The organism is Azoarcus sp. DN11, from assembly GCF_003628555.1.
GTDB lineage: Bacteria > Pseudomonadota > Gammaproteobacteria > Burkholderiales > Rhodocyclaceae > Aromatoleum.
In genome coordinates this window covers 3208757-3228145 of sequence record NZ_CP021731.1, presented here as the reverse complement: position 1 = coordinate 3228145, position 19389 = coordinate 3208757, and the positions used below count along the sequence as shown (strand labels likewise).

General features: G+C 67.2%; 16 protein-coding genes. 9 read left to right on the top strand and 7 right to left on the bottom strand.

Annotation, left to right across the window (positions count from 1 at the left end; all coding sequences use genetic code 11):
- Nucleotides 1–11: 11 nt before the first annotated feature.
- From CDA09_RS14815 to CDA09_RS14800, 4 genes are read left to right on the top strand one after another with little or no spacing between them, the layout of a single operon-like run.
- Complete coding sequence (locus tag CDA09_RS14815; protein WP_286164153.1) at nucleotides 12–1289, top strand: cysteine desulfurase; 1278 nt, start codon at nucleotides 12–14, stop codon at nucleotides 1287–1289.
- Nucleotides 1282–1800: a Fe-S cluster assembly sulfur transfer protein SufU gene (gene sufU, locus CDA09_RS14810; RefSeq protein ID WP_121429354.1), complete on the top strand. Its 519-nt coding sequence runs from the start codon at nucleotides 1282–1284 to the stop codon at nucleotides 1798–1800. Before CDA09_RS14815 ends, sufU begins: the two co-directional genes overlap by 8 nt.
- Nucleotides 1801–1810: 10 nt before the next feature.
- Nucleotides 1811–2191, top strand: coding sequence for a DUF59 domain-containing protein (locus CDA09_RS14805; protein WP_121429353.1), 381 nt, complete (start codon nucleotides 1811–1813; stop codon nucleotides 2189–2191).
- A gap of 11 nt (nucleotides 2192–2202) precedes the next feature.
- Nucleotides 2203–2514, top strand: coding sequence for a non-heme iron oxygenase ferredoxin subunit (locus CDA09_RS14800; RefSeq protein WP_286164151.1), 312 nt, complete (start codon nucleotides 2203–2205; stop codon nucleotides 2512–2514).
- 52 nt (nucleotides 2515–2566) lie between these two features.
- Here CDA09_RS14800 and leuD read toward each other — a convergent pair whose 3' ends face one another.
- The 7 genes from leuD to CDA09_RS14765 all read right to left on the bottom strand — a co-directional run bounded on the left by leuD (nucleotide 2567) and on the right by CDA09_RS14765 (nucleotide 12071).
- Nucleotides 2567–3214 carry a 3-isopropylmalate dehydratase small subunit gene (gene leuD, locus CDA09_RS14795; RefSeq protein WP_121429351.1) on the bottom strand — a complete coding sequence of 216 codons (648 nt, stop codon included), beginning with the start codon at nucleotides 3212–3214 and terminating at the stop codon, nucleotides 2567–2569.
- 9 nt (nucleotides 3215–3223) lie between these two features.
- Nucleotides 3224–4627 carry a 3-isopropylmalate dehydratase large subunit gene (leuC, locus tag CDA09_RS14790; protein ID WP_121429350.1) on the bottom strand — a complete coding sequence of 468 codons (1404 nt, stop codon included), beginning with the start codon at nucleotides 4625–4627 and terminating at the stop codon, nucleotides 3224–3226.
- Nucleotides 4628–4739: 112 nt separating this feature from the next.
- Entirely contained in the window at nucleotides 4740–5624 is an 885-nt protein-coding gene (locus CDA09_RS14785; RefSeq protein WP_121429349.1) for a LysR family transcriptional regulator, read from the bottom strand.
- A 196-nt stretch (nucleotides 5625–5820) separates the two neighbouring features.
- On the bottom strand, nucleotides 5821–8001 hold the full coding sequence (locus tag CDA09_RS14780; RefSeq protein WP_121429348.1) for a putative bifunctional diguanylate cyclase/phosphodiesterase: 2181 nt from the start codon (nucleotides 7999–8001) through the stop codon (nucleotides 5821–5823).
- Nucleotides 8002–8048: 47 nt separating this feature from the next.
- Entirely contained in the window at nucleotides 8049–10205 is a 2157-nt protein-coding gene (locus tag CDA09_RS14775) for an HDOD domain-containing protein (protein ID WP_121429347.1), read from the bottom strand.
- A 249-nt stretch (nucleotides 10206–10454) separates the two neighbouring features.
- Nucleotides 10455–11105 carry a phosphoribosyltransferase gene (locus CDA09_RS14770; protein ID WP_121429346.1) on the bottom strand — a complete coding sequence of 217 codons (651 nt, stop codon included), beginning with the start codon at nucleotides 11103–11105 and terminating at the stop codon, nucleotides 10455–10457.
- 69 nt (nucleotides 11106–11174) lie between these two features.
- On the bottom strand, nucleotides 11175–12071 hold the full coding sequence (locus tag CDA09_RS14765; protein WP_121429345.1) for a TetR/AcrR family transcriptional regulator: 897 nt from the start codon (nucleotides 12069–12071) through the stop codon (nucleotides 11175–11177).
- 441 nt (nucleotides 12072–12512) lie between these two features.
- On the opposite strand from CDA09_RS14765, the gene CDA09_RS14760 reads away from it, so the two are divergent.
- The 5 genes from CDA09_RS14760 to CDA09_RS14740 all read left to right on the top strand — a co-directional run bounded on the left by CDA09_RS14760 (nucleotide 12513) and on the right by CDA09_RS14740 (nucleotide 19349).
- Nucleotides 12513–13550, top strand: coding sequence for a branched-chain amino acid ABC transporter permease (locus tag CDA09_RS14760; protein WP_121429344.1), 1038 nt, complete (start codon nucleotides 12513–12515; stop codon nucleotides 13548–13550).
- The gene (locus tag CDA09_RS14755; protein ID WP_121429343.1) at nucleotides 13547–15337 is read left to right on the top strand and encodes a branched-chain amino acid ABC transporter ATP-binding protein/permease; all 1791 of its coding nucleotides are present in this window, start codon (nucleotides 13547–13549) and stop codon (nucleotides 15335–15337) included. The genes CDA09_RS14760 and CDA09_RS14755 overlap by 4 nt, the downstream gene beginning before the upstream one ends.
- Before the next feature lie 26 nt (nucleotides 15338–15363).
- Nucleotides 15364–16155, top strand: coding sequence for an ABC transporter ATP-binding protein (locus tag CDA09_RS14750; protein ID WP_121430688.1), 792 nt, complete (start codon nucleotides 15364–15366; stop codon nucleotides 16153–16155).
- Nucleotides 16156–16333: 178 nt separating this feature from the next.
- Nucleotides 16334–17473 (top strand): ABC transporter substrate-binding protein, encoded by a 1140-nt coding sequence (locus tag CDA09_RS14745; protein WP_121429342.1) that lies wholly within the window; start codon nucleotides 16334–16336, stop codon nucleotides 17471–17473.
- Between the two features lie 22 nt (nucleotides 17474–17495).
- Nucleotides 17496–19349, top strand: a complete 1854-nt coding sequence (locus tag CDA09_RS14740; protein WP_121429341.1) for a feruloyl-CoA synthase — start codon at nucleotides 17496–17498, stop codon at nucleotides 19347–19349.
- The last annotated feature ends 40 nt before the right edge of the window (nucleotides 19350–19389 follow it).

Here is a 19389-nt window from a genome sequence, read left to right as displayed (position 1 = left end):
GGAGATCGACGATGCGCGACGACCCGAAGGAACGTGCGGCGCTGGGCAGGGTGGCGGACACCGACGCAGCGGGCGACATCGCGCGCCGGCGTGCGGACTTTCCCATCCTCGCGCGCGCGGTGAATGGTCGTCCGCTGGTCTACCTCGACAACGGCGCGACCAGCCAGAAGCCCCGGTGCGTGATCGACGTGGAGGCGCACTACTACGAACACCTCAACGCGAACGTGCATCGCGGCGTGCATCGACTGAGCCAGGAGGCGACCGACGCCTACGAGGGTGCGCGCGACACCGCGCGGGAATTCCTCAACGCCGCGCAGCGCGAGGAGATCGTGTTCGTGCGCGGCACCACCGAGGCGATCAATCTCGTCGCCAACAGTTTCGGTGCCCATTTCCGCGCTGGCGACGAGATCCTCATCACCGGCATGGAGCACCATTCCAACATCGTGCCGTGGCAGCTCGCGTGCGAGCGCAGCGGCGCGGTGCTGAAGGTCGTGCCGGTGGATGAGCGCGGCGAGCTGGACGTCGAGGCCTTCGGGACGCTGCTGTCGCCGCGCACGCGCATCGTCGCGCTGACGCACGTGTCGAACGCGCTGGGCACGATCAACCCGGTGCGTGAGCTGATCGCGCAGGCGCATGCGCGCGGCGTGCCGGTGCTGCTCGACGGCGCGCAGGCGGTGCCGCATGTGGCGATCGACGTGCAGGCGCTCGATTGCGATTTCTACGCCTTCTCCGGCCACAAGCTCTACGGGCCGACCGGCACCGGGGTGCTGTACGGGCGGCGCGCGCTGCTGGAGGCGATGCCGCCGTGGCAGGGGGGCGGCGACATGATCCGCCAGGTGAGTTTCGCGCGCACGACCTACAACGACCTGCCGTACAAGTTCGAGGCGGGCACGCCCAACATCGCCGGCGCAATCGCGCTCGCCGAGGCGATGCGCTACGTCCGGGGCGTCGGCTTCGACGTGATCGCGGCACACGAACACGCATTGTTGCGTGATGCGACGGAGCGGGCGCAGGCGTTTCCGGGGCTGCGGCTGATCGGCACGGCGCGCGAGAAGGCCGCGATCCTGTCCTTCGTGCTGGAGGACGTGCACGCGCACGATGTCGGCTCCATCCTCGACCACGAGGGGGTCGCGGTGCGCACCGGACACCACTGCGCGATGCCGCTGATGGAGCGCTTCGGCGTCGCGGCGACGGTGCGGGCGTCGTTCGCGCTGTACAACACGCATGAGGACGTCGCCGCCCTGTTCGCCGCGCTGGAGAAGGTGCGGGAGGTGTTCGGCGATGCCTGAGCTGCGCGACCTGTACCAGGAACTCATCATCGACCACGGCCGACGGCCGCGCAATTACGGCGTGCTCGCGGATGCGAACCATCAGGCCGAGGGCTTCAACCCGCTGTGCGGCGACCGCATCAGGCTGTTCGTGAAGACCCGCGACGGCGTGATCGAGGACGTGCGTTTCGAGGGGACCGGTTGCGCGATCTCCACGGCGTCCGCCTCGCTGATGAGCGAGGCGCTGAAGGGCAGGACCGAGGCCGAGGCGCGGGCGCTGTTCGACGGCTTCCATGCGCTGGTCACCGGACACGAGGGCGCCGCAGGGGCAGGGCCGCCGCTGGGCAAGCTGGAAGTGCTGGCCGGTGTCGCGGAGTTCCCCGCGCGGGTGAAGTGCGCGACGCTCGCGTGGCACACGCTGGTCGCCGCCCTGCAGGACAGGCTTGCGCCGGTAACGACCGAACCGGATGAGCAGGCGGAACCGGTTTCGACGGGACGAGCGGCAGATGGACAAGCGGGAACGCAAGGGTAAGAGGCGGGAAATGAGCATCTTCGACTGGCTGCACCGCGCCGAGCAGGCGAAAGCGAACGAGGTGCAGGCCCCGGCGCCGGAAGGGCCGGGCCTGCGGTCGGACGTCATCGCTGCATTGCGCACCATCTACGACCCCGAGATCCCGGTCAATATCTACGATCTGGGCCTGATCTACGGGCTCGACGTCGACGAGGAGGCCGGCAAGGTCGCCGTCCGCATGACGCTCACGGCGCCGGGCTGCCCGGTCGCGGCGAGCTTTCCCCGCACCGTGCAGTGCGTGATCGAGGACGTGGCCGGCGTCAGCGAGGCGAGCGTAGAGCTGGTGTGGGAACCGCAGTGGTCCGCCGCGCGCATGAGCGAGGCCGCGCGCCTGGAACTGGGGTTGCTGTGATGGCCGAGTGGATGGATGTTGCGAAAGCGGACGATTTCGCCGACGACACGGTCCGCGTCGTTGCGCTCGAGGACGGGCGCGAAGTGGCGGTGTTCAACGTCGGCGGGCGCTTCCTGGCGATCGAGGATCGCTGCAGCCACGAAGACGAGGTCCTGTCGTGGGGGGCCGTCGAGGGCGAGGAGGTGATCTGCCCGCGCCACGGCTCGCGATTTTCGCTGGTGACGGGGGCTGCGCTCACGCCGCCCGCGTGCGAACCGGTTGCGACCTTCGCGGTGCGCGTGGAAGGGGGCGTCGTGCAGGTCGATGCGGCGTCGGCTGGCTGATGCCGACGCGCCCGGGGGCTGCCGGCCGAAAGCGCTTAACACCTGGAGGCAGTTACTCCACGCGTTTGCCGAGCCAGGGCGAGGTCGCAAGATGCGCCCGTTCGAACGCCGCGATTTCGGCCGAGTGGAGCAGCGTCTCGCCGATATCGTCGAGTCCGCTCAGCAGCCGGTGGCGCCGGAAGGGATCGATGTCGAACGGGATCGCCTCGCCCGAAGGCGTCACGACAGCCTGCTTCTCCAGGTCGATCGTCAGGCGATAGCCCTCGGTCGCTGCGACTTCGTCGAAAAGACGGTCGATCACCTCGACCGGCAGCGTGATCGGCAGGAGGCCGTTCTTGAAGCAGTTGTTGAAGAAGATGTCGGCGAAGCTCGGCCCGATCAGTGCACGGATACCGTACTGTTCGAGCGCCCACGGCGCATGCTCGCGTGACGAGCCGCAGCCGAAGTTCTCGCGCGTCAGCAGGATGCTCGCGCCTTCATAGCGCGGCTGATTCAGCTCGAAATCCGGGTTGAGCTTGCGGCTCGCCGGGTCGATGCCGATGTAGCCCGTATCGAGGTAGCGCCACTCGTCGAAGCAATGCGGCCCGAAGCCGCTGCGGTGGATGGATTTCAGGAACTGTTTCGGGATGATCGCGTCGGTGTCGACGTTTTCCCGGTCAAGCGGCGCGACGAGGCCGTTGAGGACGGTGAATTTGTTCATGATTTCCCTTTAGTTCAATTCGCGGACATCGACGAAGCGACCGGCGACGGCGGCCGCAGCGGCCATTTCCGGGCTCACGAGGTGGGTGCGTCCACCTGCCCCCTGACGTCCTTCGAAGTTGCGGTTCGACGTCGACGCACAGCGCTCGCCGGCGCCGAGGCGGTCGTTGTTCATGCCCAGGCACATCGAACAGCCCGGCTCGCGCCACTCGAAGCCTGCACGTACGAAGATTTGGTCCAGCCCCTCGCGCTCGGCCTGCTCCTTCACGAGCCCCGAACCGGGGACGACGATCGCGAGCTTCACGTTGGCCGCGATGCTGCGCCCCTCGACGACCTTGGCCGCGGCGCGGAGGTCTTCGATGCGCGAATTGGTGCAGGAGCCGATGAAGACCTTGTCGATCGCGACGTCCGTAATCAGCGTGAGCGGCGCGAGGCCCATGTAGGCGAGCGCGCGTTCGATCGCATCGCGCTTGATCGGATCGCTTTCGGCGGACGGGTCCGGCGTGCGGCCGCCGACGGGCACGACCATCTCAGGCGAGGTGCCCCAGGTGATCTGTGGTTCGATGGCGGCGGCGTCGATCTCGACCACGCGATCGAAGACCGCATCCGGATCGGAATGCAGTGTCTTCCACACCTTGACCGCGTCATCCCACTTGCTGCTGCAGGGCGCGTAGGGGCGCCCCTTGAGGTAGTCGATCGTCGTGTCGTCGACCGCCACCAGCCCCGCCCGCGCACCGGCTTCGATCGCCATGTTGCAGACCGTCATCCGGCCTTCCATCGACATCTTGCGGAAGACGTTGCCGGCGAACTCGATCGTGTGCCCCGTCCCGCCCGCCGTGCCGATACGGCCGATGACGTGCAGCGCGACGTCCTTGGGCGTCACGCCCGCCGCGAGCCGGCCCTCGACGCGAACGAGCATGTTGCGCGACTTCTTCATCACCATGCACTGCGTCGCGAGCACGTGCTCGACGTCCGAGGTACCGATGCCGAACGCGAGCGCGCCGAAGGCGCCGTGGGTGCTGGTGTGCGAATCGCCGCAGACGATGGTCATGCCCGGCAGCGTCGCGCCCTGCTCCGGTCCGACGACGTGGACGATGCCTTGGCGCTTGTCGTCGAGGCCGAACAGCGTGACTGCGTGTTCCTTACAGTTCTCGATCAGCGTGCTGACCTGCAGCGCGGCGATCTCGTCGTCGATGCCCTTCTCGCGTTCCTTCGTCGGCACGTTGTGATCCGGCGTCGCGACGATGCTGCTGACGCGCCAAGGTTTGCGTCCGGCGAGCTTCAGGCCCTCGAAGGCCTGCGGGCTCGTGACCTCGTGCATGATGTGCCGGTCGATGTAGATCAGGCTGCTGCCGTCATCGCCCTGTCTGACGACGTGCGCGTCCCAGATCTTGTCGTAGAGTGTCTTTCCCATCGTGTCCTGGCTCCTGGCCGATTAAGCGCAAGGACATGGTGGCAAACGTGGGCGTCGCTGAAAAACGGTGCTTCGCCATGGCAGCCATCTCGTTTGGAGACGGCTCGCCGGATCAGGCGGTCAGGTGCGCGAGCAGCAGGCGGGCCGCGGCGGGAAGACAGGCAGCATCCCGGACGACAATGTGGAGTTGGCGTTTCGCCCAGTTGTCGGTCAGCCGGATCAGCCGCAGCCCGAGCGCGGACGCGAAGAAGCTCCCGACGCGTTCCGGAACGACTCCGACGCCGAGGCCGACGTCCACCATGCGGCACAGGGCGTCGAAGCTCGTGACGTGGATGCGCAGGCGCCGGGCCATGCCTGCCTCCGCCGCGGCGTTTTCGAGCAGCGTGAAGAGCGCGCTGTTCTGGCTCAGGCCGACGTGGTCGTAGGCGAGGCTCGCGACGTAGCTCGTCTCTTCCATCGCCGCGAGCGGATGGTCCGGCCGCGTCAGCAGGACGAGCTGGTCGCAGCGATAGGGATAGTATTCGAGGCCGTCGAGCTCGCCCGCGCCGGACACGACGCCGAGATCGGTCCGCCCCTCGCGGACCGCACGCAGGATGTCGGTGCTCAGATGTTCCTGCAGGTCGATCTTGATGCCTTCGTTCGCCGTCATGAAGGCGCGCAGGTCTTCGGGCAGGAATTCGACGACCGCAGAGATGTTCGCGTGCATGCGCACATGGCCGCGCACGCCTTGGGCGTACTCGGACAGCTCCGCATGCAGGAGATCGACGCCGCGCAGCACGTTGCGCGCGTGAAAGAGGAGCGCTTCGCCGGCGGCAGTGGGCTTCACGCCGCGTGCGCCGCGTTCGAGGAGCCGTAGCCCGAAGAGCTGTTCCAACTCGAGGAGCCGCTTACTGACGGCCGAAGCGACGATATGCTCGCGCTCCGCTCCTTTCGCAATCGCGCCTGTCTCGCATACCGCGACAAAGAGCTGCATCGAGACGAGATCGATCCGCTTCATGATGGCACCCTCGCCGCCCCTACTTGCGCTGCTGTCCTCAAGTTCCCTCTTCTCCCCGGCAATTCAGCTTGCGTCCGGAGAGTTTCGGGGATCGCGACGCCGGTTCGCAAGCCCCGGGATGTTCAGGCGACGGTGCCAGAGGTTTACAAATGAAATCGAGGGTGAACAGCCCCTATTCTCGTTTTGTTAGAGCTTCTTAGAGCGTTGCCAGTGCCTGCGCCTCGATGTAGCGCTGCACTTCCTCGGCCGGAACCGGGCGGCTGAAGTGGAAGCCCTGCATCACGTCGCAGCCGTGCTGCAGCAGCGCCTCGATCTGGAATGCCGTCTCCACGCCTTCGGCCAGCACGCTCAGGCCAAAGCCGCGCGCGATGCCGACGATCGCGCTGATGACCGGTGACTGGCGGCCGGTGCTGTCCAGGTCGCGGACGAAGGTCTGGTCGATCTTGACCGTGTTCACGGGGAAGCGGCGCAGGTAATTCAGCGACGAGTAGCGGGTGCCGAAGTCGTCGATGGAGATGCGCAGGCCGTGCTTGCGCAGTTCCTGCACCTTGGCGATCACGCTCTCCGCGTCGTCCATCAGCAGGTTCTCCGTGATCTCGATCTCGATGCTCTCGGGCGGCACCTGGTGGGTGCGGATCGGCAGGAGGATGCGTTCGACGACATCCGCGCGGTTGAATTCGAGCGGCGAGATGTTCACCGCGACCTTCAGGTCGGTGAGGCCGCTACGTCGCCAGCTCGCCTGCTGGCGGCAGGCTTCGTTGAGGACCCAGTCGCTGATCGGGAAGATCAGCCCTTCTTCCTCGGCGAGGGGGATGAAGATGCTGGGGCCGAGCAGGCCGCGCTCCGGATGCTGCCAGCGCACCAGCGCCTCGACGCCCGTCACGCGGCCGTGCACCAGGTCGATCTGCGGCTGGTAGTGCAGCGTCAGCTGATCGCTCTCGATGGCGATGCGCAGTTCGTTCGAGAGATCGACGCGTTCGCTGTGGCTGCGGTGCATCTCCGGTGCATAGCGCATGAAGCCGTTCTTGCCCTGTGCCTTGACCTGGCACATCGCCATGTCGGCATCGCGCAGCAGATCGTCGACACTGTCGGCGTCGTCCGGGAAGACGGCCAGGCCGATGCTCGCCGTGCAGCGGAAGTCGCGTCCGCCCACGGTGAAGGGCGCACGCAGCGCGGCGACGATTTTCTCGGCGATGCGCTGCAGCGCTTGCGCGTCGGCGATGTCGGGCAGCAGGATCGTGAACTCGTCGCCGCTCTGGCGCGACATCGTGTCGCCGGCGCGCAGGCATTCGCGCACGCGCCGGGCAAAGCTTTTCAGCAGCTCGTCGCCTTCGATCTGGCCGTGCGTGTCGTTCACGAGCTTGAAGCGGTCGAGGTCGATGTACATCAGCCCGACCACCTCGCCGCGGCGGCGTGCCTGGCTGATCGCGAGCTTGAGGCGGTCACGGAACAGCGCGCGGTTGGGCAGCCCGGTCAGGAGGTCGTGGTAGGTCTGGTAGCTGATCGTCTCTTCGGCGTGCTTGCGCTCAGTGATGTCGCGCAGGACGCCGGCGGTGCCGATGAAGCGTTTCCCGTCGCCGTCATCGACCTCCTGCTGGTAGATGCCCTGTGAGCTCAGCATCGCGACGATGGTGCGGTTCTCGAAGGTGCGCACGTCGAGATTGCGGCAGCGCAGCCGGATTTCGCGGTTCATGGTCGCGCGCAGGCCGACCCGGCGTTCGGCGAAGGCGCTGCGCGCCTGGTCGAGGTCCATGGGGTGCACGATCAGCGAGTAGTGCTTGCCGATCAGTTCGCCACGCCTGTAGCCGAGCAGCGTTTCGATGCGGGAATTGAGGAAGACGAAGTGGCCTTCCGGGTCGAGCGTGTAGATGATGTCGGGCGAGTGTTCCACGAGGAAGCGGTGCAGACGCTCCGATTCTTCGAGGCGGGCCGTCATGCGCGCGTTCTCGCGTTCGAGGTGACGCCGGCTGATGGCCTTGTCGACGGTGCGGATCAGCTCTTCGGGGTTCGCGTGCTTGCGGATGAATTCGCAGGCGCCCCGCCGCAGCGCCAGAATGGCCGAGTCGATGGCGTCGTCGCCGCTGAAGACCACCACGGCGGTGTCGATGCCGGCTTCGCCCATCCACGCCATGATCTCGGTGCCGTGCATGTCGGGAAGGTGCAGGTCCAGGACCATGACATCGATGTCGGCACTGCCGAGGTGCGCCATAGCGTCCATGGCGTTGGCGCAGGTGAGGACCTCGCGTCCTTCCGCTGCGAGCAGCGCGCCATAGGCCTCGCGGATGCGCGGTTCGTCATCGACGATGAGCACCCGCGCCGTGGTGCGCGCGGGGGGGCCGGCCTTTGTCGCCGAGAACAGGCTGTTGCCAATCTCCATCGAAGTTCTCCGAAGCGGGCGTCACGCGCAGTGCCGACTCGCAAGCATCATGAAACCTGAACGCACGGCAGCAGGAGCGAGAGCGTGGTGCCGACGCCCGCCTTGCTGCGGCATGAAATTCTGCAACCGATCCTGGCGGCGAGGCTGCCGACGATGGACAGCCCGTGGCCGCGTTCGGCCTGGGCGTGCGACGGGTCCGGGAAGGACAGGTTGCGGATTGCCTCGTCGGGCATTCCGGTGCCGCTGTCTTCCATGCGGATCTCGACGTGTCGCTTGCCATTCTCCATGACGCCGTCGAGGACCGAGATGTCGAACCGGCCGCCTTGAGGCGTCGCCTCGGCGGCGTTCTTCCATAAATTAACGAGAATTTGTTTCAAACTGTCGGGATCGCAAGCCGCACGGTCGCTGTCCTCGCCGAGGTGCTTCGTGATGGCGATGCCCTTGTCGCCGAACAGCGGTGCCGCGTACAGGGCGAGCAGCTCGCGCACCAGCGCATTGACGGCCACGGACGCGGTTTCGGTGGCGGGCGGCGGGACCTCGTTCATGCGCCGCACGATACCCGCCACGCGGTCGATCTCGTCGCGCAGGACGTCGAGTTCGTGCCGGACTTCGCTGTTTTCCGGGAGCTTCTGGTCGAGGATGCGCAGGTAGCTCTTGATGATGCCGAGCGGATTGCCTGCTTCGTGTACGACGCGCCGCGCCTGGAGGCGGAAGGCCGCAGCGGCCTCGTCCTCGGCCTGCTTGCGGTAGGAGGTCGCGTCCTGCCAGGCCTCGACGCTCATGCCGCCGATGCGGCCGAAGTTCTGCAGCCACGGCGTGCGGCGCTTCAGCCGGGCATGCTCGGCGCGGCCCAGGGCGAACAGCATCACGCCGACGATGCGCCGCTTGCCCACCATCGGCAGGGCGAGGATACCTTCGCTGCCGAAGGTGCGCGCAAGCTGGCGGTCAAGCAGGGATTCGCGATGGGCCGGGCCGTCGTCGAAGCTGCTGCACACCTCGCGCTCGGCAAGCGCGCGTGTCGCGAGGCCGGCATCGATGCCGCGCGCAATGCGCGTCTGGCGGAAGATGGCTGCCTGCCCGGCGATCGAGGTGCCGGTGAGCTCGCCCGACTCGCGGTCGATGAGGAGAAAGCCCATGCGCGGGAGCTCGAACAGGATGCGCGCCGATTCGCGCAGGGCGCCCAGCAGTTCCTCGTCGCTGGTGAGCGTGAACAGGTCCTGTTGCAGCGGATGCATGACCGCCATGTCGCGGATGTGGTCGGCGAGGGCGCGATCCGCTTCCTGGTGGGGGCTGGGGGGGGCGAGCACCGTGACGTTGGGCAGCGTGCGCGCCGGCGACGCTTCGTCGGATTCGGGCCGCGCCGCGACGCCCATCGCGGTGGCGATCACCTGCACATGGTCGAGTGCGCGCGCCAGGGTCCGGCCCGGGTCGAAACTCGCATCCGCCCCAAGGAGCGTCATGGCGAGTTCCTCGAACGGAACGGGGCCCTCCACGCCGCGGGCGAGGGCGTCGGCGAACCACACGAGGCGCGGCAGGGACGAAGCCGTCGCGATCTCCGCCGCGTCCGCATGATGGAACAGGATCGCGTCGGCGAGTTCGCTGTCGAGCTTCCACTGGTCTGCCATCCAGGTGCCCACTTCGCCATGATCGGTCGACAGGCTGCTGCGTTCGAGTTCGAGCAGCTTGTCCTCGGTCCCGGTCTGCGACAGCAGCCATGCGTACTGCTCGCCCAGGGCGGACATCAGGAGGAGCTGGCCGACGTCGTGCAGGAGGCCTGCGAGATAGGCTTCGTCGGGCTTGGGATAGCCGGTCGCGATGGCGACCGCACGGCTCGTTTCGGCGACCACGAGGGAGTGGCGCCAGAAATCGGTGAGATCGGCAGCAACGGCTCCCCGGTCGGCGTCGAACAGGCGCTTGACGGCGAGACTGGTCGCCATCGAGCGGACCATTCGCGTGCCGAGAAGCACGACGCAGGACTTGATGTCGCCCAATGCGGTGCTGCGGTAGTACGCCGCCGAATTGGCCGCGGTCAGGATGCGCGCCGCGAGTCCCGGATCCTGGCTCACGATGGCGGCCAGGCTGTCGATCGTGGATGATTCGTCATCGACCTGCTGGATCAGGCGGAGCAACACCTGGGGCAAGGGCGGTACGTTTGCGCCTTCGATCGCAGTGGTGACGGTGTGCGGAAGCTGTAGATCGCGCATTGGTCGGATTCTTCGATCGCCGGGGCCTTTGTCAGTGAGGGGCCTGCCGACTGCGCACCTTGTCCGCAGCTAGCAGCACGATAATATGTCACGGACTGTAAGTAATAGTAACTGAATATGCGCGGTATACGTGTTTCCGCGCAGTATGCAAGCTTGCTTATTTGCTTGCCGCGTGCAAATTTCACGATCGTTGCGTTCGAGGGGCCGATTCGCACGCTGACAGGCGCAGATACGGCCCCGGCATCGGGGTCATCGCGGCGCGACGCGTGAAAGCTGGTGGTCGCGCAGCAGGCATATCGCCTCTTCGTCCTCGACCTGGGTGAAGTCGCCGTAGAATCCGCTGATGCCGCCCAGCCAGGCCGGCCTCAGGACGCTTTCGACGTGGTCGCAGTGACGTGCGAGCGTGTCGAGCGTGTCCGGGGGGCCGACCGGCACGGCAACGATCAGTTCGTCCGGCTGCCTGGCGCGGATGACGTGCAAGGCGGCGAGCATCGTCGCGCCGGTTGCTACGCCGTCGTCGGTGACGATGACCGAGCGGCCGGCGATCGCGGCGGCGGGCCGCACGGCGCGGAAGTATTCCCTGCGGCGTTCGATCTCGGCAAGCTGGTGCGCCCGCTCCTCCACGAGGTAGTCGTCGTCGATGCCGATCACGGAGTAGGCAAAGCGGGCGAGGTATTCCTCGCCGTCCTCGCCGATCGCGCCGATCGCGAGTTCGGGGTCGTAGCGGGCGCGCAGCTTGCGCGCGAGCACGACGTCGAGTTCCGCACCGAGTTCGCGCGCGAGAACGGCTCCGGTGACGACGCCGCCGCGCGGGATGGCGAGCACGAGCGGATCCTTCAGCGGGCGCCCCTTGAGCCTGGCCGCGAGCTGGCGTGCGGCGTCTTCCCTGTCCTTGAACATGGCTGTCTCCGATCACCCATTTGAGTTATGGCGGATCGCGACGGAAAGGCAAGGACACGGGGCGTCGGCTCAGGACGGCGCGACGCCCCGGCGCACCATCTCGACCATCGCGTCGGCGATCTGGCGCGGCGTGCGGCGGCCTTCGCGGTACCACAGATAGACCCAGTTCATGCCACCAAGGAGGAAGAGGCGCAGCAGCGAGCGATCCGTGCCGGGAACGACGGGCAGGGCGGTGACGAGATCGCGGAAGAGCTGTTCGTAGGCTTCGCGTGCGGGCTGGATCTTCGCGAGGAGTTCGTGGTTGCCGATGAGCGCGAGGCTGTGTCCGGTGATGCGTTCGACCGCCGGGCCTTCGATCATCTGCGCGACGTGCACCTCGCAGGCACGACGCAGGCGCTCCCAGGGATCGGAAAGCGCTTCGATTTCCGCTGTGATCGTGCCCATGACGCGCTGGAAGCCTTCGCGATGCACCGCGAGATAGAGCTCGTCCTTGGACGCGAAGTGGTGGTAGACCGAGCCGGGCAGCAGCCCGACCTTGCGCGCGATGTCGCGGATCGAGCTGCGGTCGTAGCCCTGGTCAGAGAACAGTTCGGCCGCGGCGTTGAGGATGATCTGGCGGCGGTCGAGCGGTTCCTCCTGGTTGCGCGTGCCGTCGCACGGGGCGGACGCGAGCTGGGCGCTGAGCGTGCCGCGTTCGAGGAGCTCGCGCTGGCTGTCGGTGAGCGCCGCAAGCCCTTCGGGGGTCGCGTCGGCGAGCGCCTGCAGGCGCTTGGCGGTCGTTTCCAGTCCGTGCCTCTGCCAGATGTAGCGCACCCCCGAAGCGGAGATCGTCAGACCGGCGCGGCGCAGGCGTTCGGCGACGGCGGCCTGCCCGAGTTCGGGCTCATCGTGCGCCAGGCGCAGGATCCCGACCTCGGTCGGGGAAAGCGGCGGATCGTCGTGGGCGGCTGCCGTGGCAGAGGTCATCAAGGCTGGTGCGGTGGGGGGATGGGCGGGAATCATAGCGTGCGGGAGGCTGCGCTGCATTCGTCGCGGGATCGGGTACGGACGGAGATCTGTGCGCGTTTCGGGGTTGATTAGACTACTTGAACAACTGTTTGACAAGTCTGTTTGGTGGCTGTAGCTTGTCCGGGCACCGTCAGGGCGTGCCCGCGGGAGCAAAACTCGAGAGCGACCATCGAGGTCGCCACCCGCCGCACCCGCTTCGGGGCGGCCAAGACCGGAGACAAACCAATGACCACCACCCCCTGCCTCAGCCGTGCCCCGGCCCCGCCCGTGCGCGATTCCCTCGTCCGGCGTGCCGGTGCGGCGTCGATGACGCCCGCCTAGCCCTCGCGGCCCGCGACTTCCTTCCTTTTTTCATCTCTTGTGTTTCCGCGTCTCGACGCGGACAGCCGGAGTTCGTCCATGGATTTCCAGATAGCGCTGTTGCTCGCGCAGGACGGCATCACCAACGGTGCGATCTATGCGCTGCTCGCGCTCGCGCTGGTGCTGGTGTTTGCCGTGACGCGGGTGATCTTCATTCCGCAGGGGGAGTTTGTCGCGTACGGCGCGCTCACTCTGGTCATGATCCAGGCCGGCACGGTGCCGGCGACGCTGTGGCTGCTCGTCGGGGCGGGGGTGCTCGCGGCGGCGCTCGATGCGCGCCATGCGCTCGCCAGCGGGCAGAAGGGGCGGATCGCCAACGTGCTGGCGTGGAACGCGGGCTACCCGCTGGTGCTCGCGGGCCTGCTCTACGCCCTGCCGCTCGCGACCTTGCCGCTCGCCGTGCAGGTGCTGCTGGCGCTCCTGGTGGTGGTGCCGCTGGGGCCGCTGATGTACCGCCTGATCTACCAGCCGGTCGCCGCCGCGTCGGTGCTGATCCTGCTGATCATCTCGGTGGCGGTGCACGTCGGCATGGTGGGCCTGGGGCTGCTCTTCTTCGGCGCCGAAGGCTCGCGCACGCCGGCCTTCTCGGAAGCGCGCTTCGAGCTCGGCCCGATGATGGTCACCGGCCAGACGCTGTGGGTGGTCGTCGCCTCGATCGTGCTGATCGTCGCGCTGTACCAGTTCTTCGGCCGCACGATTTACGGCAAGGCGCTGCGCGCGACCGCGATGAACCGCAACGGCGCGCGCCTGATGGGCATCTCGCCCGCGCTCGCGGGGCGCCTCACCTTCCTCCTCGCGGCGGCGATCGGCGCGCTTTCCGGGGTGCTGATCGCCCCGATCACGACCATCTACTACGACACGGGCTTCCTTATCGGTCTCAAGGGCTTCGTCGCCGCCATCGTCGGCGGCCTAGCGAGCTACCCCATCGCCGCCGCGGGTGCGCTGCTGGTGGGCCTGCTCGAAGCCTTCAGCTCCTTCTGGGCCAGCGCCTACAAGGAAGTCATCGTGTTCACGCTGATCATCCCGGTGCTCTTGTGGCGCTCGCTCACCAGCCACCACGTGGAGGAAGAGGAATGAAGCCGCGCGTTGTCCTGGGCCTGTTCCTGGCCCTGCTGCTGGGGGCGCCGCTCGTGATGCCGCCCTTCTACGTCACGCTCCTGAACTACATCGGCCTGTACGCGCTGGTGGCGCTCGGCCTCGTGCTGCTGACCGGCGTCGGCGGCCTCACGAGCTTCGGCCAGGCCGCTTTCGTCGGCCTCGGGGCCTACACCACCGCGGTGCTCACCACCGCGACCGATCTGCCGTCCTGGCTCGCGTGGGCGGGCGGCTCGCCGTGGCTCGCGCTCGTCGTCGGCCTCGTGTTCACCGCCACCGTCGCGCTCGTGCTCGGCTCGATGACGCTGCGGCTCTCCGGCCACTACCTGCCGCTGGGCACCATCGCGTGGGGCATCAGCCTGTACTTCCTCTTCGGCACGCTCGAGACGCTGGGCGGCCACACGGGCCTCACCGGCATCCCGCCGATCGCGGTGTTCGGCTACGAACTCACCGACGGCAGCCAGATCTTCTACCTGATCTGGGTGTTCCTGCTGTCGGCGGTGTTTACCACCCAGAACCTCCTCGACTCGCGCGAAGGCCGCGCGATCCGCGCGCTCAAGGGCGGCATGGTGATGGCCGAGGCGATGGGCGTGGATACCGCGCGCTCAAGGATGGTGATCTTCGTCATCGCGGCGCTCCATGCCTGCGCCTCCGGCTGGCTGTACGCGCACATGCAGCGCTTCGTGAACCCCACGCCCTTCGGGCTGCACATCGGCATCGAGTACCTCTTCATGGCGGTGGTGGGCGGCGCGGGGCAGGTGTGGGGGGCGCTCCTCGGCGCGGGCGTCATCACCATCGCCAAGCAGTGGCTGCAGGACCTCCTGCCGCGGCTCTTGGGCGAGAGCGGCAATTTCGAAGTGATCTTCTTCGGCCTGATGATGGTCGTGATCCTGCAGCGCGCGCGCGAAGGCCTGTGGCCGATCGTCGCGCGCCTCGTGCCGGTGCGGGCGACGCGTCGCACGCTCGACGCCGCGGCCGAACCGCTGCCGCGAAAGCCCTTGCCGGCGCGCGGGGACGTGATCCTCGAAGCGAAGGAGGTCACAAGGAAGTTCGGCGGGCTCGTCGCCAACAACGCGATGAGCCTCTCGGTGAAGGCCGGCGAGATCCTCGCGCTGATCGGCCCCAACGGCGCGGGGAAAAGCACCATGTTCAACCAGATCTCGGGCGTCGACACGCCGACCTCGGGTGAGGTGCTGTTTCTCGGCCAGTCGGTCGCCGGCCACGGCTCAAGAGAAATCGCGCGCATGGGCATGAGCCGCACCTTCCAGCACGTGAAGCTCCTGCCGACGATGAGCGTGCTCGAGAACGTCGCCATCGGTGCGCACCTGCGGGGCGGCAAGGGCGTGTTCCCGGCCGCGTGGCGCCTCGACCGCGGCGAGGAAGCGCGGCTCCTCAACGAAGCGGCGCGCCAGATCGAGCGCGTGGGGCTCGCCGAGCACATGTTCGACGCCGCCGGTAGCCTCGCGCTGGGCCAGCAGCGCATCCTCGAGATCGCGCGCGCACTCGCCGCCGACCCGTGCCTCTTGCTGCTCGACGAGCCCGCCGCCGGCCTGCGCTTCAAGGAGAAGCAGGCACTCGCCGAGCTCCTGAAGAAGCTCAGGGGCGAAGGCATGGGGATTCTTCTCGTCGAACACGACATGGACTTCGTGATGGGCCTCGTCGATCGCGTCGTCGTGATGGAGTTCGGCCAGAAGATCGCCGAAGGCCTGCCCGAGGAAGTGCAGCAGAACCCGGCGGTGCTCGAAGCCTATCTCGGAGGTGTGGAATGAACGGCATGAGCGTGGAGATCAATGCGATGAGGGACGTGATCGAGCAGACGCTCGACACCGCCCCCGGCACCCCGCGCGCGGTGCTCGAAGTGCGCGACCTGTGCGTCGCCTACGGCAAGGTTGAGGCCTTGTCGAACGCCAACCTGCGCGTCGGCGAAGGCCAGATCGTCACCGTGATCGGCCCCAACGGCGCGGGCAAGACGACGATGCTCTCCGCCATCATGGGCCTGCTGGAGTCGCGCGGCCAGGTCACCTTCGACGGCGAGGCCGAGTACGTGCCGCGGGTCGAGCGCATGGTCGCGCGCGGCATGAACCTCGTGCCGGAAAAGCGCGAACTCTTCGCCGAGATGAGCGTCGAGGACAACCTGCTGCTGGGCGCCTTCCAGCGCTACCGCATGGGCAAGCGCGACCACGGCGAGACGATGGAGGAGGTGTATGGCCTCTTCCCGCGCCTCAAGGAGCGCAAGGCGCAGATGGCCGGCACGCTCTCGGGCGGCGAGCGCCAGATGCTCGCGGTGGGGCGGGCGCTGATGGCCAAACCGAAGTTGCTGATGCTCGACGAGCCGAGCCTGGGGCTCGCGCCGCTGATCGTGCGGGAAATCTTCCGCATCATCAGCGAGCTGCGCCGGCGCGGCGTGTCGATCCTGCTGGTCGAGCAGAACGCGCGCGCCGCGCTGCAGGTCGCCGACTACGCCTATGTGCTGGAGACCGGCGAGATCTCGATGGAAGGGCCGGCCAAGCAACTCGCCGACGATCCGCGGGTGATCGAGTCCTATCTGGGGCTGGGCGGCAAGCACCAGGACAAGCTGGCGGGGTGATGTCGGATAGGGGCGCAAAAACATTACAAACTAGTTGAACAAGTGTTTGACAAGTGAGAATAGCGCTGCTAACTTTCACACCATGCCGGCACGAAGTGACTACCGGCGACAGAGCGGCTCGAGTCGCCAACCATTCGACCCGACACAGTCGGGCGTCAAGAGACCAAAGGAGTGAGACATGCAGGTGAAGAAACTCGCAGTGCTGTGCTCGATCGCCGCCGCCTCGTACGGTTCGCCGGCGCTCGCCGACATCACGATCGGCGTTTCGCTGTCGGCGACCGGGCCGGGTGCTTCGCTCGGGATTCCGGAGAAGAACGTGTTCGCGCTGCTGCCGACGCAGATCGGCGGCGAGAAGGTCAATTTCATCGTGCTCGACGATGCGACCGATCCGACGCTGGCGACGAAGAACGCACGCAAGCTGGTTAGCGAGGACAAGGTGGATGTGCTGGTGGGTTCGTCGACGACGCCGGCGACCGCCGCGATCGCCGAGGTGGCCAACGAGAGCGCGACGCCGCAGGTCACGATCAGTCCGGTGTCGCTGCCGGCTGAGCGCAACAAGTGGGTGTTCCGCACCCCGCAGCAGAACAGCGTGATGGCCGCTGCGGTGGTCGGGCACATGAAGCAGAGCGGAGTGAAGACGCTCGGCTTCATCGGCTTCTCGGACGCGTACGGCGAGGACTGGCTGGCTTCGGTGACCGCCAAGGCCGCAGAGGCGGGCATCAAGCTGGTCGCGACCGAGCGCTATGCGCGTTCGGACACCTCGGTGAGCGGGCAGGTGCTGAAGCTGGTGTCGGCACGGCCGGACGCGATTCTGGTCGCCGCTTCGGGTAGCCCCGCTGCCCTGCCGCAGACCACGCTGGTCGAGCGCGGCTACAAGGGGCAGGTATACCAGACGCATGCGGTTGCGAACCAGGCCTTCCTCAAGGTCGCGGGCAAGGCGGCCGACGGCGTGATCATTCCGGTCGGGCCGGTCGTGGTCGCGGACCAGATTCCCGATTCCCATCCGTCGAAGGCCATGGGCAAGGGGCTCGTCACGAAGTACGAGGAGAAATATGGCGCCGGCTCGTTCTCGTCCTTCGCCGGCCATGCCTTCGACGCCTGGCGGCTCATCGAGCAGGCAGTGCCGGTCGCGCTGAAGAAAGCCAAGGCGGGCACCCCGGAATTCCGCGTAGCCCTGCGCGATGCGCTCGAGGGGAACAAGGAGGTCGTCGCGAGCCACGGTGTCTTCAACATGAACGCGAACGACCACTTCGGCCTGGACGAGCGCTCGCACGTGCTGGTGAAGATCGACAGCGGCAACTACAAGCTGATCAAGTAAGCGGCGCACGCGGGGACGATTCATGAGTACTGTGATCAACGAGACCGACGCGATGTTCGCGCGCCCGGTCGTGAATATCGAGGAACGGCCCGACGGCAGCCGCGTCCTGCGCTCGGGCATCCCGCTGCCGCAGGCTTATGCGCGCTGCGTGGGCGAGTGGCTGGAACACTGGGCGCGGGAAGCACCCGAGCGCGTGTTCCTGGCCGAGCGCAACGCGGCGGGCGAGTGGGACAGGGTGAGCTACGATGAGGCGCGCCGGCGTGTGGTCGCGATCGCGACCTGGCTGCTGGGGCAGAACCTGTCTGCGGAACGGCCGGTCGTGATCCTTTCCGACAACTCCATCGAGCATGCGTTGCTGATGTACGCGGCGATGCACGTCGGTGTGCCCGCGTGCGCGATCTCGACCGGCAATTCGCTGATGTCGAAGGATTTCGCCAAGCTGAAAGGCAACATCGAGCTGATGCGGCCGGGCGTGGTCTATGCCGACGACGTCGCCCGATTCGGCGCGGCGATCGAGGCGATCGCGCCGTTGCACGATGGCGTCGTTGTCGCTGGACGCCGCAGTGCGCAAACGGAAGGCTGCATCGCCTTCTCCGACATCGAGGCTGCGAGCGACGAGGCTGCGGTGATGCGTGCTTTCGACCGCATCACGCCGGACACGATCGCCAAGTTTCTGTTCACGTCGGGGTCGGTCGGCACGCCCAAGGCGGTCATCAACACCCAACGCATGCTGTGCGCGAGCCAGCTCGCGAAGGAACTGGTGTGGCCTTTCCTGAAGGAGGAGCCGCCGGTGCTGGTGGACTGGCTGCCGTGGAGCCACACTTTCGGCAGCAACCACAACCTCAACATGGTGCTGCGCTGCGGCGGCAGCCTCTATATCGACGACGGCAAGCCGGTGCCGGCGCTGCTTGCCAGGACACTGCGCAACATCAGGGAGGTGTCGCCGACGATCTACTTCAGCGTGCCGCGCGCCTACGACATGCTGGTGCCGGAACTGCGCCGCGATCGCGAACTGCGCGAAGCGTTCTTCGGGCGCCTGAAGCTGATTTTCTACGCCGGTGCGGCGTTGCCGCAGCACCTGTGGGCCGAGCTGGAAAACCTCTCCGAGGACACCAAGGGCCATCGCGTCGCGATGGTGTCGTCGTGGGGTTCGACCGAGACTGCGCCGCTCGCGACCGACTGCCACTTCCAGGCGGTGCGCTCGGGGGTGATCGGGGTGCCGGTGCCCGGGACGGAACTCAAGCTCGTGCCGAGCGCGGACAAGCTGGAAGTGCGCGTGCGCGGGCCGAACGTGTTCCCCGGCTACTGGAAGCAGCCGGAACTGACGGCGAAGTCCTTCGACGACGAGGGTTTCTACCTGATCGGCGATGCGGTCGAGTTTGTCGATCCCGCGCGGCCCGAGCAGGGACTGCTGTTCGACGGCCGCGTCGGCGAAGACTTCAAGCTGCTGACCGGGACCTGGGTGCATGTCGGCGCGCTGCGCGTGAAGGGCATCGACGCGCTGAAACCCGTCGCCCAGGACATCGTCGTGACTGGCCACGACCGCGACGAGATCGGTTTCCTGGTGTTCCCGAACGTTTCCGAGTGCCGCTCGCTGTGCCCCGGTCTGCCGGCCGATGCGCCGGTCGAGCAGGTGCTGGCGAATCCGGCGGTGCTGGCGCGCGTGCGCCTGGGCATGAATGCGCTGGCGCAGGGCGGCGGCGGGTCCTCGACGGTGGCGGCGCGGGCGATGCTGATGGCGGAGCCGCCGTCGGTGGAGGCAGGCGAGATCACCGACAAGGGTTACATCAATCAGCGCGCGGTGCTGGCGCGGCGCAAGGATCTGGTCGCGGCGCTGTACGCGGAAATGCCCGACAAGGCGGTCATCACAGCATGAACGTCAAGACGGCAACCGAGGACAGCCGTTCGCCCTGAGC